Here is a 13,699-nt window from a genome sequence, read left to right on the forward strand (position 1 = left end):
CCGTTAAAAATCGTATTACACTTACGTAAAATAGCACCTTTATAGTTCACGCTGAGCGATAGATAACTGGGAACGAGCTGAATGACTGAAAAAATGATTGTTGCATGCCCTTCATGTCACAAGAAAAACCGAATTGCTGTCGATAAGAAAAACGAGAGCGCCGTTTGCGGCCAGTGTAAGTCATCGCTTTTTAACGGTGAAGTTATCGTCGTAAATAGTGATGAGTTTAGATCGCATCAGAATGCTGATATGCCTTTAGTTGTCGACTTTTGGGCGAGTTGGTGTGGTCCTTGTCAGCAATATGCTCCACATTTCGAACAGGCGGCTACAAATATGCGATATGACGCTCAATTTTTAAAGATAAGTACGGAAAAAGAGCCCCATTTAGCGCAACAATATGCTGTGCGAAGTATTCCGACAACTCTGTTCGTTAAAAACGGTCAGGAAGTGGCTCGACAAGCTGGCGTCATGTCAGCGTCACAAATTCAGCAGTGGGTAGCTCGGTATTAATACGATCAGTTATCCTCTGGTACGGGGGGTGCTGACCAGAGCACCTGCCAACGACAGAGCTCGCACAAGCCGCAGTCCGACCGACAAAAGAGCAGGGCTCTAAAGTCAAGTATGCAGTAACGCCGCTTAGATCTCCTGAATGAGCATTTAAGGCCTCTACTTCTGCATCACTTACCAATGGCCTGCGTAACGCTTTTGGACATTTGAAACCTTCAAACCCAGTTTAACTCGTTTATTTAAGTATGCTGTCATCAACAGCACGCTCAAGCTTACCGCGCATGACAGACCAAAGCGCTTCGCTGCCGTTCTCAATTCGTTGGTTTACGGAAAACACGCATATCATCTGGTTAGCTTTCTTTTTTTCATCCTCCCCCTCTATGACCGAACATTTCCAGACTAACGTTTCATCAGCTAAACTCAGCTTGCCACTGCACATTAATAACGCACTACAACATTAAAAGGCGGATGAGTGCTTAAACCCAAAGTTTTGTTTCCTCAGCAGTTTATTCACAAACACCCTATTCATCATGGGGAAGAGTTTGGCGTGCTGTGTTGGAATACGCAAAAACTGACCGAGAAGCCAGATTTTCAGCATACCTTAGCAAGCGTTTTAACAGACTATCCGAGTTTGTTTTTGTTACTTCAGGAGGTGAAGCTGAGTGCAAAAAATAATTGGCTGCTGCCGAGCTGGTCTTATGCGGTAGCGCCGAATATGCAAACCCGGCGCTCTGTGTATGGTGTTCTTACGGCAAGCGGTTATGCGTTTAAAGAAGCTCAGGCTCGACTGAGCAGCAAGCGCGAAGGCATGTTCGCAACCCATAAAAGTTACATGCTCTCTCATCATTCGCTGGCAGAGGGCGGCTCACTGCTGGTCGTCAATGTCCACGCGATTAACTTTGTTCGTGCGCGCCAGTTTTCACAAGAAATAGAGCTTATCAAAGAAGAAATACTAGAACATAAAGGACCGCTGATTGTGGCCGGTGATTTTAACGTGTGGAGTCGCCAGCGCCGGCTAAGCTTGCTGCGGTTCTGTCGCAGTGTGGGTCTTCGGCAAGCAATTATGGTCGACCCACATCATGTTAAGACTTACCGACAGCATCCTCTTGATTTCATCTTTTATAGGGATCTCAAACTGCAAGAAACACTAGCGATCGATACCAGTAAAGTGTCTGATCACAACCCGCTTTATGCGCGATTTAAACTATAGCGACTCAGGGTTGGTGTTTTGCTACAACGAAGTGAGCCCTGTTATAGAGCTCACTTTCCTTAGAATATGTAGATAAATCCGACGCCTATTTCAGCTTCGTAATTACTACGAGCAATGGGGCTTTCGCGAACTTCACTGCTGTAATATTCAAACAACGCTTCGCCATAGATCTGCCAATTATCATTAACGTAATGGCGATAGTTATAATCGATGCCAACTGAGCGTAATCCACCACTCACTGACGTTTGCGGTAAGCCCGATGCAGCAGCTTGGCCTGCGTCAATACCGAAGCCTTTGTTGGCGTATTCGCTGTCGTGAAAGGTCGCAACGACATTAATTTCAGAGCCGGTACCGTCGAGCTGGTCACCAAAGCGGCGGCCTACACCAAATAGACCCAGGTTGCCTTCATCACTTGCTACGATACGACTGACCAGCCAGTAGCGCCAATCGGCATCGAGGGCACGACGGGCCTGGAAGACGAACTCTGCGCCTTCGTCTTGATCACCAAGTCCGTCCAGGTGGCCGTCGTCTGAATCGCTCTCTTCGCGACCTTCATCGAAGCCAATGGTGGCCTCCAATAGCCAGTTTTCAGAGCGAACGCCACGCCAGCCGAGGGCTTCACCGGCAAAATAGAATATATTGTCACCGCTACGCCATTGCACGGCGCCGGCAGGCTGAATTTCCAATCCAAATTCGTCCGAACCTTCGTAGGCGGTTTCATACTCAACACCCAAACCCAGACCGAAACTCCAGCCATCTTCGCCTTTGGAAAAGTCATCGAGTGATGGCAAAGGTACCATCGCTGTTTTTTCGTCTTGGGCTAATGCAGTTTGAAGGGTTAACCCATTGATGCACAAAGCCAACAGTAAGCCAGTAAACTTTTTCATATAGAACTCACTTAAGTAGGTGTTGGTAAATATTAATTCTGGTTTCAAAACCTCAAAACGTAAAGGTTGTGCAATTAGATCACGCACTATCAACTTATGGTTCGCCAAGGGTTAAAACAGTTGCGTAATGCCCAGCAAAATAGCGTAGCGACCAGACTTACTTATAAAAACCAGAATTAAAAACTGCCAGAAGGTTAACCGCAGCATACCGGCTATAAAGGTGAGAGGGTCGCCAATGAATGGCGCCCAGGCCATTAACAGCGACCACTTACCGAAGCGTTCAAACCAGCGATGACCACGGGCGAGAGATTTTGGTTTGAACGGAAACCAGCGGCGATCCTGATACTGCACCAAAAAGCGGCCTAAAACGTAATTAACCACAGACCCCAGCGTATTACCAATTGACGCCAGCCACCATATAGCCCAGACGTCATAACCCATCTGCTGAGCGCCGACGACCACAAACTCCGACTGAGCGGGTAGTATTGTGGCGGCCAGAAATGCTGTCAGAAATATACTTAAGTACATTGGACCATAGTTACACTGAATCGCTTATATGTGCGGTAACGAACAGACGCCCTTTTGAGAGCAATCTATACTTCGAAATAGCGTCATAATTGAATGATGCTGATAAACTCTTTAAGGAGTTAATAATGGATACGCAAAAAAACCAAGGTTCACAAAAGCCGAACAAACCAGGCGAACAAAAACAGGCTACTCCTGGTCAGCAAAAAGACCAAAAGCAACCTCAACAAACACCTGGTAAAAAAGCGTAATTAATTACGCTATCCAGAGCCCAGCGCAATTTATGCTGGGCTTTTTTTGGGACCTAATCAAGCCTTTCTTTGCAATTATAATTTTAGCGGATCTCCGCGCAGGAGTTCCCATGCCTGAATCATTTCTTTCTTCGTCGAGCCCCAGCGATAGCCCCCTATAGCCCCGCTTTTTTGAATAACACGGTGACACGGAATTAGCATAGCAACAGGGTTAGAGCCAACAGCATTGCCAACCGCCCGAGACGCTTTAGGGTAACCCAAGGCATTGGCAATTTGGGAGTAACTGGCCAGTTGTCCCGATGGTATCCTCAACAAAGCTCGCCACACAGCGACTTGAAAATTGGTGCCCATTACGTGCAATGACAAGGGGTTAGACTGCCCGTCTTTTAACCGACTAAACAGTACGTTAGCAACATAGTTCGTCGCGTTGTCATTTTGCACGAGCGAGCCTTTAGGCCAGTCTTTACCTATATCTACAAGTATCTCATCAGCAGATCTGGAGCCCAAAAACTCGATGCGGCATACGCCTCGAGGGGTCATTGCGACAAATATCTTACCAAAAGGAGTTTCATTAACTCCGTATTGGATAGTAATCCCCTGGCCTCCGTTTCTGTATTCACCTGGTGTTACGGCTTCTAGCTTCACAAAGTGGTCATACAGTCGGGAACCTCCGCTTAAGCCCATGCTGAGGGAAACATCCATAAGAGAGCCTTCTTCTTTCAGCATTCGTTTGCTTCGTTCCAGCGTTAAAGCCTGCAGGAAACGTTTCGGTGTGGTGCCTGCCCATTTACAAAACATCCGATGAAAATGAAACGGGCTGAGATGAACATGGGCAGCAACGTCTTCCAACGAGGGCTGGCTTGATACATGCTCTGACATATAGGTCATGGCTTTTTCAATGCGGATATAGTCAGACATAACCGTCACCTTTACACGCGATTAATTGAGATACCACCATCATAAAAAACAGTTTATCCGACAACGACCCGAAGCTTGCTCTTTTTTTTTAAAATCACGCGGCTAGATACGAATGCCTGTATCAAGCACTGACTATATCCCGAGTGACATTATTATTTGCATTGTTACTGTATGTCACCTAGTATTTATTTTACTGTGTTTCACACAGTGTGCGTAATACAGTATAAATAAGGACTCACTATGGCTACTGCACCACTCGATAAACTCAAGCTAGAACTGCGCCGTGGCGTTTTGGTTTTAGCGGTACTCGCATCTCTGCGCGAGCCTCATTATGGTTATTCGCTACGTAAGCAGCTGCAAGGTGCCGGCGTCGATATTGATGAAGGTACGTTATACCCACTTATTAGAAGACTGGCCGATCAAGGGCTGCTCGATAGTGAATGGAAGCAGGGAGAAGGGCGTGAACGACGTTATTACCAGTTATCAACGCTGGGCGCAGAGCTATTAGAACAATTAACCCAGGAGTGGACCTCGCTCAACAGCGCGATTGGCCCCCTACTGTTGCGGAACACCAATGAGGAGCAACACTAATGGATATGGTAGAACGTTATATTGCCGCTGTTCAGCGAGAGCTGCCAGAAAAGAAACGCGATGATATTAGCCGCGAGTTAAAGGCGAATATTCTTGATCAGATAGACGCATTAGAATCGCAGCAAGGGAGTGTGTCTGACGCCGAGGTGGCTGAACTGTTAAAAGTGATGGGGCATCCGCGCAAGGTGGCGCTTCAGTTTTGTCCACCCACGCCACTGGTAACCGCGGAGCTTATGCCTTTGTATTTGCACACGCTGTATATGGTGCTCGGCGTGTTGTTTGTGATTTCAACCGTTGAAATTACGGGCCGCTGGCTTGGTGGTGCTGAAATGAGCTTGCTGCTATTCATGAAGGGCATAGCAAGCGATTTTCTGGCCAGTGGTTACTTTGCGTTTACGACAATTACCATTGGTTTTGCAGTTATGAGCCGCTCTCGGACGAAGGAAACTGCAGAGGTTCCAGGCATCTGCAAATGGAGCCCTGAGAAGCTCCCGGCCGCAGGTAAAAGTTGGCAGCATATTAGTTTACAGAATATATTTTCCGATCTAGCCACATTACTATTTTTAGTGATGTTGATTTGGTATCCGTTATGGCAGCCCGACAGTGGTACGCAGAGTATTTTTGCTGAGCAAGCGCTGACTATTTTACGCTGGTTTACGCCGGTTATTGCAATTGCTACGGCACATAGTTTGTGGCAGTTACGGACAAGGCTATGGACCCGCAATATGTTGATGCTTAACATTGCTGTTAGTGCTGCGTTTTTACTGGTTTCGGCAGGGTTGCTGATGTTATCGCCTGTGTTACAAATTAATGTCGAAGTTTTGAGGGAAGAACTGGGTATCGCCATTATCGAACGAAGTGCTCAGACAGTTCTGGTGGCTGCTGCATTAATAGCAACCTATGAAATTGTCCGTGATGTACGTCGGTTGATCCGCAGTTGATGGGGAAAGACAGACAAACAGCCGCGCTTTATTGCGCGGCTAGGTTGGTTGCAGCCAAGGATTTTTCTGACAACTACTGCTGCGCCTGATTCAACGCCTGAATAGCAAAGCTGCCCAGCCAGTGACCACCTTCGTAGCTATCGCCAACTAGATTAGGGTAGGAGTGCGCCATATGTTTATCGGCAACTTCGCGTAAATGCTCATACTGTGGGTATTGGTTAGCCAGCGCATACAGGTTCCAGGCGCGGCTGAAGTTTAAACCGTCCAGATGCACCAGTTTGCCGTCGGTTCTGTCGCTGACTTTACCTACCGTCAGGCTGTAGTCCGGATCGGCAAGTTGTGGCATAAAATCATCTAACCAGGTTAAAAATTGCTGTTTTGGCAGGACGCGTTGCATTAAGCCTATTTCTTCCAGGCAGGGTGACAGAAAGTCGTAGCCACTTGGCTCCCAGCTTATCGGACAGTTTTTATCTTCTAAAAAGTAATCTTTAGCGCGCTGAGCGATTAATTGCTGCAACTCAGTGTGTTCACGATTAACAGCATAGTCGTAGGCGAAACTTAAGCCAAAGGCTGTGTTGGTATGCTCGCCCACTCGCACTGGGTAGACCAGCCGGGGTAAGAAGTTGATATAGCGTTCAACGATTAAATCGGCTAATGGTTGTAAGTTAGCGGCCAGTTCTTTGGCCATAGGATCTTCCCATGAGTGAAGCTCGTCAGACAGTTTTAACAACCAGGCCCAACCATAAGTGCGCTCAAACGAGTCATTAATGTCTTTGCTGAAAAAATCCACTTCACGTGCCACGCTTTCTGCAGTTAAGTTGCGTTTAAGAACGGCTCTTACCTCGTCAGCCTGTTCCAGATCGGGGTGCTGCTGTAACAGAGTGACCATAGACCAGTAGCCATGAACGGCACTGTGCCAGTCAAAACAGCCGTAAAAAACGGGATGAAGAACGGAAGGCTCTTTTAAATCGGCAGCGCTGCCCAGTACCGCTCCAGTTTTGTATGGGTAAGGTGTTTCGACACAATGTAGTGGTAGCTCCACCAGTTTATTTGCTTCGGACAGTGTTAAATGGTGTGAAGCCATGCGTTCGGTGTCCTGAGTTGCCGGAGAACAGGCCTGCAATAACACCATACTTAACAGGGCAGTACAAAAGGAAAGGGCTTTTAGCATATTAGGCTCACATTGATGATTGTTTTTAGCTCGAATGATAGTAGCAACCTTATAAATTTTTAGCTATGTCCGAAAGCGGCAGCTGAGTATTGCTATAGCGCCTTAGGCAGGTTTGCGTTATCCGTACTGGCAACCGAAATCAAAACTGCCATACTGAAATTCATAGCACAGAGGTCGACACCTATCGAACCTATTTGAAGTACAGGAGGCCAGACTAATGCCGAGTATTGCGCAGCCTTTCGACAATGAGAGTTTGCCGAACGACAAGTTAATAGCGGAGTATGAGCGGGTGCGTGCGCAAACAATGAGGTTGACCGAAGCCTTAAGTGCAGAAGATATGATGCTGCAATCGATGCCCGATGCCAGTCCGGCGAAATGGCATCTCGCGCATACCACCTGGTTTTTTGAAACCTTTTTACTGCAACCGCATTTAGCGGGTTATAGAACGTACAACAATGCCTATCAATACTTATTCAATTCTTATTATGAAACGGTAGGCGAGCGACATCCGCGTCCGCAACGGGGCTTGTTGTCACGGCCGCCGTTAGAAGAAGTGGTGAATTATCGGAAGCATGTTGATGACGCCATGAAGGTGTTACTGGAGTCATACTCTGCTGAAATTGGGCCGGCGGTTACCATTGGCTTGCACCACGAAATGCAGCATCAGGAACTGATACAAACCGATATTAAACATGCGTTGTCACTTAATCCGTATGCGCTGGGGCCGGATACCAATGCAGTAGCATCTTCGCCTGATTCCGGTAGCACAGGAAACCCTGAATTTGTCCATTTTGAAGGTGGCTTATCTTTTATCGGTACCGATGCGGAGTCATCCTTTGCCTATGACTGCGAACAACCCCGGCACCAGGTATTTGTGCCGGAGTTTAGTCTGTGTGAGCGCTTGGTGACTAACGCAGAATGGTTAGAGTTTATGGCTGACGACGGCTATAAACGTCCAAAACTCTGGCTTTCGGACGGCTGGGCAACAGCGCAACAGGAAGGTTGGCAAGCGCCTTTATACTGGCATCGTGAAGGTGAGCAGTGGTTTACTGTGACGGGCCGTAACCGTGTACCTTTAGATCTAAATGCTCCGGTTTGCCATATTAGCTATTACGAAGCAGACGCTTTTGCGCGCTGGTGCGGTTGCCGTTTACCAACAGAGTTTGAATGGGAGCATGCGGCGCAGTCGGTTGAATGTTGCGGTAACTTTCTGGAGCAAAACCAGTTACTGCCGCAGCCGGTAGTCGCCGTTAATGAGGGCCTCAATCAAATGTTCGGCGATGCCTGGGAGTGGACGCAAAGTCCGTTTATTCCTTATCCGGGATTCAAAACGCCGGAAGGGGCGTTGGCTGAGTACAACGGGAAGTTTATGGCTAACCAGTGGGTTCTGCGTGGCGGTTCATGCGCTACTGCTGAGCAACAAATACGCTCAACCTACCGGAATTTCTTTTACGCGCATCAGCGTTGGCAATTTAGCAGTCTGCGTCTGGCCAAATAAAATCAAAAATCGGGATGTTTTATGAACCATGGGTTTTTGCAGGATGTTCTGGCGGGGCTACGCTTGCCTCAAAAAACGCTACCACCCAAGTATTTCTATGACGCAAAGGGGTCAGAGTATTTTGACCAAATTTGTCAGCTGGATGAATACTATCCCTACCGCACTGAGCTCGGAATGTTGCCCGATGTCGCCGGGGAATTAAAACAGTACTTTTCGGGAAAGTCTCTCGATAACATTCAACTGGTCGAGTTTGGGGCGGGGTCGCTGCATAAAGTAAAACCATTGCTAAAAAAGTTACCTGTGATAACGGAGTTTGTCGCGATTGATATTTCGGGTGAACACCTCAAAAACGCCTCAGCCGACCTTGCCGAGTCCTTCCCCAAATTACAGATTAAAGTTGCTCAAGGGGATTTTACCCAACCAATAGAGCTGGCGCTTTCTCAGGCTACTTCAATGGGCTTTTTTCCAGGCTCTACCATAGGCAACTTTGAGCCTGAAGAGGCCTGCGAGTTTCTGCGTAGCGCTCGCACAACCCTTGGTAAAGAAAGCTATATGCTGATGGGAGTAGACACCAAAAAAGACGAGCAAATGCTTGAGCGTGCATACAACGACAGCAAAGACATTACCGCACGTTTTAATAAGAATATTCTGACCCGAATGAACCGAGAACTTGATGCTAACTTTCATCCCGATCAGTTTGAGCACCTAGCCATTTATAATCAGGAACTGGGCCGTATAGAAATGCATTTGCGCAGTTGTACCCGGCAGGAGGTTGAAGTTGCCGGTGAAAGCTTCCAGTTTAAGGAGGGTGAAACCATTCACACCGAAAACTCCTATAAATATTACCCCGAAGAGTTTGACCGGTTAGCAAGCTCGGCAGGCTGGAAGCGCGAAAAGATATGGCTGGCGCCTGACGGAATCTTCGCGATTATGCTATTACACAATGCTGACAAAGTTCGGGACTAATCGGTGTCTGCTATGCCAAAACTTTGTACTGTCGATGTCTTTTATGGTCCGCAGGCGTTGGGCAATCAGCATCATATAGCTTATCGCCCGGCACCCGCGTGGTCCGAAACGCCTTCGCAATATCAAAGAGTTCCAAATCTAATTCTGATGAGTGGCGGCTCGGGAGCGTTTCAGGCTCAGTTTTTAAATTATGGCAGACAGGTACGTCGCTGTGGGTCGGGTAACCTCGCGGTTGCTGCGTACATAAACGAGAAACTAAAGACGAAACCCACCAACGAGCTTTTATTGACACCCTCAGGTGAAATACAGCTAGGGTTTGACCATAAATCGGCTTACTACCTTGATAAACCTTTAACGCAGAGACCGTTGCGTAACTTTAGGTTTTGGCGACGACTTATAAGTCAGCCAGTTATTAATGGCTGCTACTGTGGTGGTCGTAACGATTATGTGTTGCTGGAACTTAGCCAGCCGTTGACACAATTGAGTGTAAATAGCGGTGCATTATGCCAGTTTAGCCGGCGAGCTCTAATTGTCATTTACCGGTTGGTGTCAGGTGCGGTACAACTGCGTTACTTTGCGCCGCAGTACGGAGAGGCTGAAGATGCAGCTACAGGCTCGGCCTGTGTGCAGGCTGCCGCTTACCTCAGAAACCAATACCCAAAGAGTTACGCACATCAGCCGATTGAAATTAAACAATGTTCACCCGCAGGAGGGTGTCTTTATCTGAAAAATTATCAGCAACAGGTTTTGGTTAGGGGGCGAACAGCGATGCGAGATAGTACCGCTGTTTTCTCGTCTTTTGACTACACTGAAGAGTGAACATTCCGCAAGAAAACAGAGAGGTGCTTCAATGGCATTTGAGAAATGTCCAAAGTGTGAAGATGAGGTTCTGGATAATAAATACAGCTGCCCGGCTTGTGGCTACGTGAAACCCGAAAATTCAGAACAAAAAGAGCAACCGGGTGAAAACGATCAGCCTGGAGAAAGCAAAATTACCACTGAAAACACATCGAAAAGCTTGCAGGTGCAAGGGGTACTGGCAATCGTTATTCTGATTATTGGTGTGCTCTGGTTTTTCCTAACTTCTGACGATTACCAGCAGAGCAAGGAAATTAATATTGTTCCTCTTATCATGTTTATCGGTGGTCTTGTCTGGTACATAGTGACGCGCTTTCGGATCTGGCGCGAGCATTCCCGGAAGAAATAAGCGGCCGTCAGGAATGTAAGCAATATCGTTCATACATTGCTCTAGAACACAGAGGACTTTGATCGTTTTGGCTTTTTAAACCATACCCATTAGTCAGCAAGTGAGTAAAAAGGAAGACTTGGAGGTGGAAATGGACAATAAAGAAGCATTTGAAAAGAAGCACGAAGCAAAAATTGAAGAGATGAAGGCTGAGATTGATCGTCTGAAGGCTAAAGCGAAACAGTCGGAGGCTGACTCTCAAATCAAGTATGAAGAGAAGATTAACGAGCTTGAAGCGCTGAAAGACAAGGCCGAAGATAAGTTGGAAGGTTTGAAAAAGTCCAGCGAGGACGCATGGTCTGACATTAGTACCGGCCTTGAATCAGCAACTCAGTCGCTGGCAACGGCAATAAAAGCCGCCAGTCAGGACTTTAAAAAGTAACCTATTATGGGGTGGTGGTTAGCCACCCCGTTTATTATCCGTTACTTGTAGACTTTAAACGTAACTCAAGTAAGCGTATTTCACGTGCGGTATGGTTACGGTTTGTTTGCATGTAAATCCATAGCTTTGTAGCAACCTGAGCGTTAAAACTTAATATGAGAAGCACGCCCCAGAACAATTCGTTGTCCGGTGTTGCTGTAAAAAACTGATACCCGCAAAACAATAGCAATACCGTAAATATAGCGCCTAGCCCATAAGCAACCTTCACAACCCAGCCTATGTCGTACTTAAACCCTTGCTTTAAGTAGCCGGTAAGGCCTTCGCCAGTGCCCATTAACTTATCCAGTTCCTGTGCTTGCGCGGACAGATCTTTTTCTATTTGTTCGTTAACTTCTTTGTTTGTGCTCATGGCTTATTACCCTCGTTTAAGTATCTATGACGCAATTCTTCTCGTGCGCTATGCAATCTTGATTTGACTGTGCCAGGCGCTATAGAGAGTACTAACGCTGTTTCGTTAACCGACAATTCACTCAGGTAGAACAGTTCAATAACTTCACGTTCGTTGGGTTTCAGGCCCGCCAAAAGAGGAGCTACATCCAAAACCTCTGGCCGTAAATCTTCTGTGAATAAACTCGATTCATTAAGCTCTTCGAAGTTCGCATTACGCTGCTGACGTGCCCAGTCGATAATTTCCCACCGCAACGCTTTATAAAGCCAGCTCCGAAAAACCCGAACATCCTGCATAAATTGCAATCGTCTACCGACCTTGAGCCAGACGTTTTGTACAAGGTCTTCCGCCGTTGTTGTTTGGTGAACCCGTATCAATGCGTAGCGCTTCATCGGCGTAAAAAAATGACGATAAAGCAATTCCAGAGCATCGCGTTTACCTTCTTGTGCTGCTAGAACGAGTACCTCTACTTGCTCTATCTTCATGAGTTGATGCCTTATTAGTCATTGTTTTATTGCCTGTAACTCAGTAGAGAGACGAAGCGAAGTATAGATTGGTTCAGAAAAAATGCGTGATGAGTTGATATCTCCCCCAACTCAATGTAGTTTTCAATCCACTCTCATTAAACAAAAGCCATTATGTCCTCTTTATTAAACTGGATGAAAACCCTGGGCACCATACCTTTAGCCCTTTGTGTTCTTTTCGTCGTATTTTTGCCTTCTATCTTATTTGCGGCATTTATTGTCTGGGTTTTCGACTTACTGTTTCTTGATCTTACCTGGATGTCCTGGCCGACCTTTTGGTGGATATTGGGAACCTGGGCTGTGACTATGATCATTGCTTTAGCTAACAACGCCGACAAAATTATGTTTGGTACGCCGAAGTAGCCCGCTTAGACAATCCTGATTAGTAACTACATAAACCCGTTTATCTTGTCTAGACTCTATGACAAAGGCACCAAATAGAGGGAAGCTATGACAGATACTGAGCGGCAAGAGCTCAAAGATGCCGGTGTGATTTTCAAATAATGACTACTTTCTCAGCGCACGTTGATAATGGGCAAACTCTTCGTCACTGAATAGCACAAAGCGCACAAGCTTCAGATGGCTCAGCTTTTCAACGTGCTGCCTAATTGTGTCCAGAGCCACTTTAGTTGCTGCCTCAAAAGGGTAACCGAAGGCTCCGGCTGACAGCGCCGGGAAAGCAATAGACTCTATTTGATGCTTATCGGTTAAATCCAGTGCATTACGATAGCAATTTGCCAGCAGCTTATCTGAGGGTGTGTCGACGCCATAAACGGGCCCCAGGCAATGGATAATGTAGCGATTAGGAAGATTGAACCCGTCGGTGATGACGGCTTCACCGGGTTCAATGGGAGCCAGTGAGCGAGTTGCTTTTTCCAGTTCAGGGCCCGCTGCCCGGTGAATTGCACCGGCAACTCCACCACCGGGTTTGAGCTCTGCATTAGCGGCGTTAACTACGGCATCAATATCGGTTTGCTGGCTAATGTCCGCGTGTACGCATTCGTAGTTCATAGTCGCCCTCCGTTGTTAGTCCCTTCTAAATAAAATGGCCTGTTCGCTGATAATTTCAAGTTTCAGTTGAAAATGTTGTGCTATCCACTGCATGGTTTCAGGCGTGTAAAAGCTGACATGGGTCGGGTCACCTTTGTAGCTCCACTGGTTAAATTGCTCAGCTGTTTTCTTTGTAAACATCCAGGTCATCACGCCTATGTACCCTTGAGGTTTTACTAAGCTTATTAACTGTGGCCATGTCTTGCCCGGCTCATTAAAGTGCTCAACAACTTCGCTGCAGGTGACAAAGTCATACTGACGGCTCAACTGTCCGCTGTCCGGCGCGTAGAAGATGTCGTAAATAGACATCTTCATGCCGTGCTCCTCAAGCATAAAACTAAGTGTAGGCCCCGGCCCGGAGCCAAAATCAAGACCAGTCATGCCAGTTGATAGCTTTTCTAATAAAGGAATTGAAATTTGGCTTAAGAACTCCCGGTAGCGGGTGTCGTGAGAGTCGTTTTGATGAAAGTCGTAAATGGCTTTTTCTTCGTCCTGCGGCAAGTAAGCCTGCGGGTCTGCAAAAACCATGTCGCAGACAGTGCACCGGAAGTACTGGCGTTTTTTATCTTCACAGAAGGGTTCTG

General features: G+C 46.9%; 20 protein-coding genes. 11 read left to right on the top strand and 9 right to left on the bottom strand.

Annotated elements, in window-relative coordinates; translation table 11 throughout:
- Positions 1-81: 81 nt before the first annotated feature.
- On the top strand, positions 82-510 hold the full coding sequence (trxC, locus tag K5X84_RS00280) for a thioredoxin TrxC (RefSeq protein WP_222236122.1): 429 nt from the start codon (positions 82-84) through the stop codon (positions 508-510).
- A 232-nt stretch (positions 511-742) separates the two neighbouring features.
- Here the strand turns inward: trxC and K5X84_RS00285 are convergent, their stop codons facing one another.
- Positions 743-946, bottom strand: a complete 204-nt coding sequence (locus K5X84_RS00285; RefSeq protein WP_222236124.1) for a hypothetical protein — start codon at positions 944-946, stop codon at positions 743-745.
- Between the two features lie 33 nt (positions 947-979).
- On the opposite strand from K5X84_RS00285, the gene K5X84_RS00290 reads away from it, so the two are divergent.
- Positions 980-1,717, top strand: a complete 738-nt coding sequence (locus K5X84_RS00290) for an endonuclease/exonuclease/phosphatase family protein (RefSeq protein WP_244994797.1) — start codon at positions 980-982, stop codon at positions 1,715-1,717.
- 59 nt (positions 1,718-1,776) lie between these two features.
- On the opposite strand, the gene K5X84_RS00295 is transcribed toward K5X84_RS00290, so the two are convergent.
- A complete protein-coding gene (locus tag K5X84_RS00295) occupies positions 1,777-2,604 on the bottom strand; it encodes a MipA/OmpV family protein (protein WP_222236126.1) in 828 nt (275 codons plus the stop codon).
- A 111-nt stretch (positions 2,605-2,715) separates the two neighbouring features.
- Positions 2,716-3,132: a YqaA family protein gene (locus tag K5X84_RS00300; RefSeq protein ID WP_054488831.1), complete on the bottom strand. Its 417-nt coding sequence runs from the start codon at positions 3,130-3,132 to the stop codon at positions 2,716-2,718.
- Between the two features lie 125 nt (positions 3,133-3,257).
- On the opposite strand from K5X84_RS00300, the gene K5X84_RS12550 reads away from it, so the two are divergent.
- Positions 3,258-3,380, top strand: coding sequence for a hypothetical protein (locus K5X84_RS12550; protein ID WP_263621071.1), 123 nt, complete (start codon positions 3,258-3,260; stop codon positions 3,378-3,380).
- Positions 3,381-3,455: 75 nt separating this feature from the next.
- On the opposite strand, the gene K5X84_RS00305 is transcribed toward K5X84_RS12550, so the two are convergent.
- A complete protein-coding gene (locus K5X84_RS00305; protein ID WP_222236127.1) occupies positions 3,456-4,298 on the bottom strand; it encodes a bifunctional transcriptional activator/DNA repair enzyme AdaA in 843 nt (280 codons plus the stop codon).
- 240 nt (positions 4,299-4,538) lie between these two features.
- Between K5X84_RS00305 and K5X84_RS00310 the strand changes: the two genes are divergently transcribed.
- The gene (locus K5X84_RS00310; protein ID WP_222236129.1) at positions 4,539-4,889 is read left to right on the top strand and encodes a PadR family transcriptional regulator; all 351 of its coding nucleotides are present in this window, start codon (positions 4,539-4,541) and stop codon (positions 4,887-4,889) included.
- The gene (locus tag K5X84_RS00315; protein WP_222236130.1) at positions 4,889-5,830 is read left to right on the top strand and encodes an HAAS signaling domain-containing protein; all 942 of its coding nucleotides are present in this window, start codon (positions 4,889-4,891) and stop codon (positions 5,828-5,830) included. The genes K5X84_RS00310 and K5X84_RS00315 overlap by 1 nt, the downstream gene beginning before the upstream one ends.
- Positions 5,831-5,903: 73 nt before the next feature.
- Here the strand turns inward: K5X84_RS00315 and K5X84_RS00320 are convergent, their stop codons facing one another.
- Positions 5,904-7,001: a DUF2891 domain-containing protein gene (locus K5X84_RS00320; RefSeq protein WP_222236131.1), complete on the bottom strand. Its 1,098-nt coding sequence runs from the start codon at positions 6,999-7,001 to the stop codon at positions 5,904-5,906.
- A 217-nt stretch (positions 7,002-7,218) separates the two neighbouring features.
- Between K5X84_RS00320 and egtB the strand changes: the two genes are divergently transcribed.
- The 5 genes from egtB (at position 7,219) to K5X84_RS00345 (ending at position 11,093) form a co-directional block, all read left to right on the top strand.
- Positions 7,219-8,499 carry an ergothioneine biosynthesis protein EgtB gene (gene egtB / locus K5X84_RS00325; RefSeq protein ID WP_222236132.1) on the top strand — a complete coding sequence of 427 codons (1,281 nt, stop codon included), beginning with the start codon at positions 7,219-7,221 and terminating at the stop codon, positions 8,497-8,499.
- A gap of 21 nt (positions 8,500-8,520) precedes the next feature.
- Positions 8,521-9,465, top strand: a complete 945-nt coding sequence (gene egtD, locus K5X84_RS00330; RefSeq protein ID WP_199493969.1) for an L-histidine N(alpha)-methyltransferase — start codon at positions 8,521-8,523, stop codon at positions 9,463-9,465.
- A 12-nt stretch (positions 9,466-9,477) separates the two neighbouring features.
- Positions 9,478-10,284 (top strand): PhzF family phenazine biosynthesis protein, encoded by an 807-nt coding sequence (locus K5X84_RS00335; protein ID WP_222236133.1) that lies wholly within the window; start codon positions 9,478-9,480, stop codon positions 10,282-10,284.
- A 31-nt stretch (positions 10,285-10,315) separates the two neighbouring features.
- Positions 10,316-10,672, top strand: a complete 357-nt coding sequence (locus tag K5X84_RS00340) for a zinc ribbon domain-containing protein (protein ID WP_222236134.1) — start codon at positions 10,316-10,318, stop codon at positions 10,670-10,672.
- A gap of 130 nt (positions 10,673-10,802) precedes the next feature.
- Positions 10,803-11,093: a sll1863 family stress response protein gene (locus K5X84_RS00345; protein WP_054488814.1), complete on the top strand. Its 291-nt coding sequence runs from the start codon at positions 10,803-10,805 to the stop codon at positions 11,091-11,093.
- A gap of 34 nt (positions 11,094-11,127) precedes the next feature.
- Here the strand turns inward: K5X84_RS00345 and K5X84_RS00350 are convergent, their stop codons facing one another.
- Positions 11,128-11,502, bottom strand: a complete 375-nt coding sequence (locus K5X84_RS00350; protein WP_199493971.1) for a DUF6768 family protein — start codon at positions 11,500-11,502, stop codon at positions 11,128-11,130.
- Positions 11,499-12,026 (bottom strand): RNA polymerase sigma factor, encoded by a 528-nt coding sequence (locus K5X84_RS00355; RefSeq protein WP_222236136.1) that lies wholly within the window; start codon positions 12,024-12,026, stop codon positions 11,499-11,501. The genes K5X84_RS00350 and K5X84_RS00355 overlap by 4 nt, the downstream gene beginning before the upstream one ends.
- 153 nt (positions 12,027-12,179) lie before the next feature.
- On the opposite strand from K5X84_RS00355, the gene K5X84_RS00360 reads away from it, so the two are divergent.
- Positions 12,180-12,428 (top strand): hypothetical protein, encoded by a 249-nt coding sequence (locus K5X84_RS00360; protein WP_074930821.1) that lies wholly within the window; start codon positions 12,180-12,182, stop codon positions 12,426-12,428.
- 144 nt (positions 12,429-12,572) lie between these two features.
- Here K5X84_RS00360 and K5X84_RS00365 read toward each other — a convergent pair whose 3' ends face one another.
- Positions 12,573-13,076, bottom strand: a complete 504-nt coding sequence (locus K5X84_RS00365) for a macro domain-containing protein (protein WP_222236137.1) — start codon at positions 13,074-13,076, stop codon at positions 12,573-12,575.
- 15 nt (positions 13,077-13,091) lie between these two features.
- Positions 13,092-13,643 carry a class I SAM-dependent methyltransferase gene (locus K5X84_RS00370; RefSeq protein WP_244994798.1) on the bottom strand — a complete coding sequence of 184 codons (552 nt, stop codon included), beginning with the start codon at positions 13,641-13,643 and terminating at the stop codon, positions 13,092-13,094.
- Positions 13,644-13,699 lie beyond the last annotated feature (56 nt).

Origin of the sequence: Idiomarina abyssalis (genome assembly GCF_019797805.1) — a bacterium.
GTDB lineage: Bacteria > Pseudomonadota > Gammaproteobacteria > Enterobacterales > Alteromonadaceae > Idiomarina > Idiomarina abyssalis.

Excerpts from the sequence above, each read along its gene's own strand:
- egtD (WP_199493969.1), top strand. The coding sequence starts at position 8,521 with ATGAACCATGGGTTTTTGCAGGATGTTCTGGCGGGGCTACGCTTGCCT.
- K5X84_RS12550 (WP_263621071.1), top strand. The coding sequence starts at position 3,258 with ATGGATACGCAAAAAAACCAAGGTTCACAAAAGCCGAACAAACCAGGC.
- K5X84_RS00360 (WP_074930821.1), top strand. The coding sequence starts at position 12,180 with ATGTCCTCTTTATTAAACTGGATGAAAACCCTGGGCACCATACCTTTA.
- K5X84_RS00295 (WP_222236126.1), bottom strand. The coding sequence starts at position 2,604 with ATGAAAAAGTTTACTGGCTTACTGTTGGCTTTGTGCATCAATGGGTTA.
- K5X84_RS00365 (WP_222236137.1), bottom strand. The coding sequence starts at position 13,076 with ATGAACTACGAATGCGTACACGCGGACATTAGCCAGCAAACCGATATT.
- K5X84_RS00355 (WP_222236136.1), bottom strand. The coding sequence starts at position 12,026 with ATGAAGATAGAGCAAGTAGAGGTACTCGTTCTAGCAGCACAAGAAGGT.
- K5X84_RS00315 (WP_222236130.1), top strand. The coding sequence starts at position 4,889 with ATGGATATGGTAGAACGTTATATTGCCGCTGTTCAGCGAGAGCTGCCA.
- K5X84_RS00340 (WP_222236134.1), top strand. The coding sequence starts at position 10,316 with ATGGCATTTGAGAAATGTCCAAAGTGTGAAGATGAGGTTCTGGATAAT.
- K5X84_RS00345 (WP_054488814.1), top strand. The coding sequence starts at position 10,803 with ATGGACAATAAAGAAGCATTTGAAAAGAAGCACGAAGCAAAAATTGAA.
- K5X84_RS00310 (WP_222236129.1), top strand. The coding sequence starts at position 4,539 with ATGGCTACTGCACCACTCGATAAACTCAAGCTAGAACTGCGCCGTGGC.
- K5X84_RS00350 (WP_199493971.1), bottom strand. The coding sequence starts at position 11,502 with ATGAGCACAAACAAAGAAGTTAACGAACAAATAGAAAAAGATCTGTCC.
- K5X84_RS00370 (WP_244994798.1), bottom strand. The coding sequence starts at position 13,643 with ATGGTTTTTGCAGACCCGCAGGCTTACTTGCCGCAGGACGAAGAAAAA.
- K5X84_RS00320 (WP_222236131.1), bottom strand. The coding sequence starts at position 7,001 with ATGCTAAAAGCCCTTTCCTTTTGTACTGCCCTGTTAAGTATGGTGTTA.
- K5X84_RS00305 (WP_222236127.1), bottom strand. The coding sequence starts at position 4,298 with ATGTCTGACTATATCCGCATTGAAAAAGCCATGACCTATATGTCAGAG.
- K5X84_RS00300 (WP_054488831.1), bottom strand. The coding sequence starts at position 3,132 with ATGTACTTAAGTATATTTCTGACAGCATTTCTGGCCGCCACAATACTA.
- egtB (WP_222236132.1), top strand. The coding sequence starts at position 7,219 with ATGCCGAGTATTGCGCAGCCTTTCGACAATGAGAGTTTGCCGAACGAC.
- K5X84_RS00285 (WP_222236124.1), bottom strand. The coding sequence starts at position 946 with ATGTGCAGTGGCAAGCTGAGTTTAGCTGATGAAACGTTAGTCTGGAAA.
- trxC (WP_222236122.1), top strand. The coding sequence starts at position 82 with ATGACTGAAAAAATGATTGTTGCATGCCCTTCATGTCACAAGAAAAAC.
- K5X84_RS00335 (WP_222236133.1), top strand. The coding sequence starts at position 9,478 with ATGCCAAAACTTTGTACTGTCGATGTCTTTTATGGTCCGCAGGCGTTG.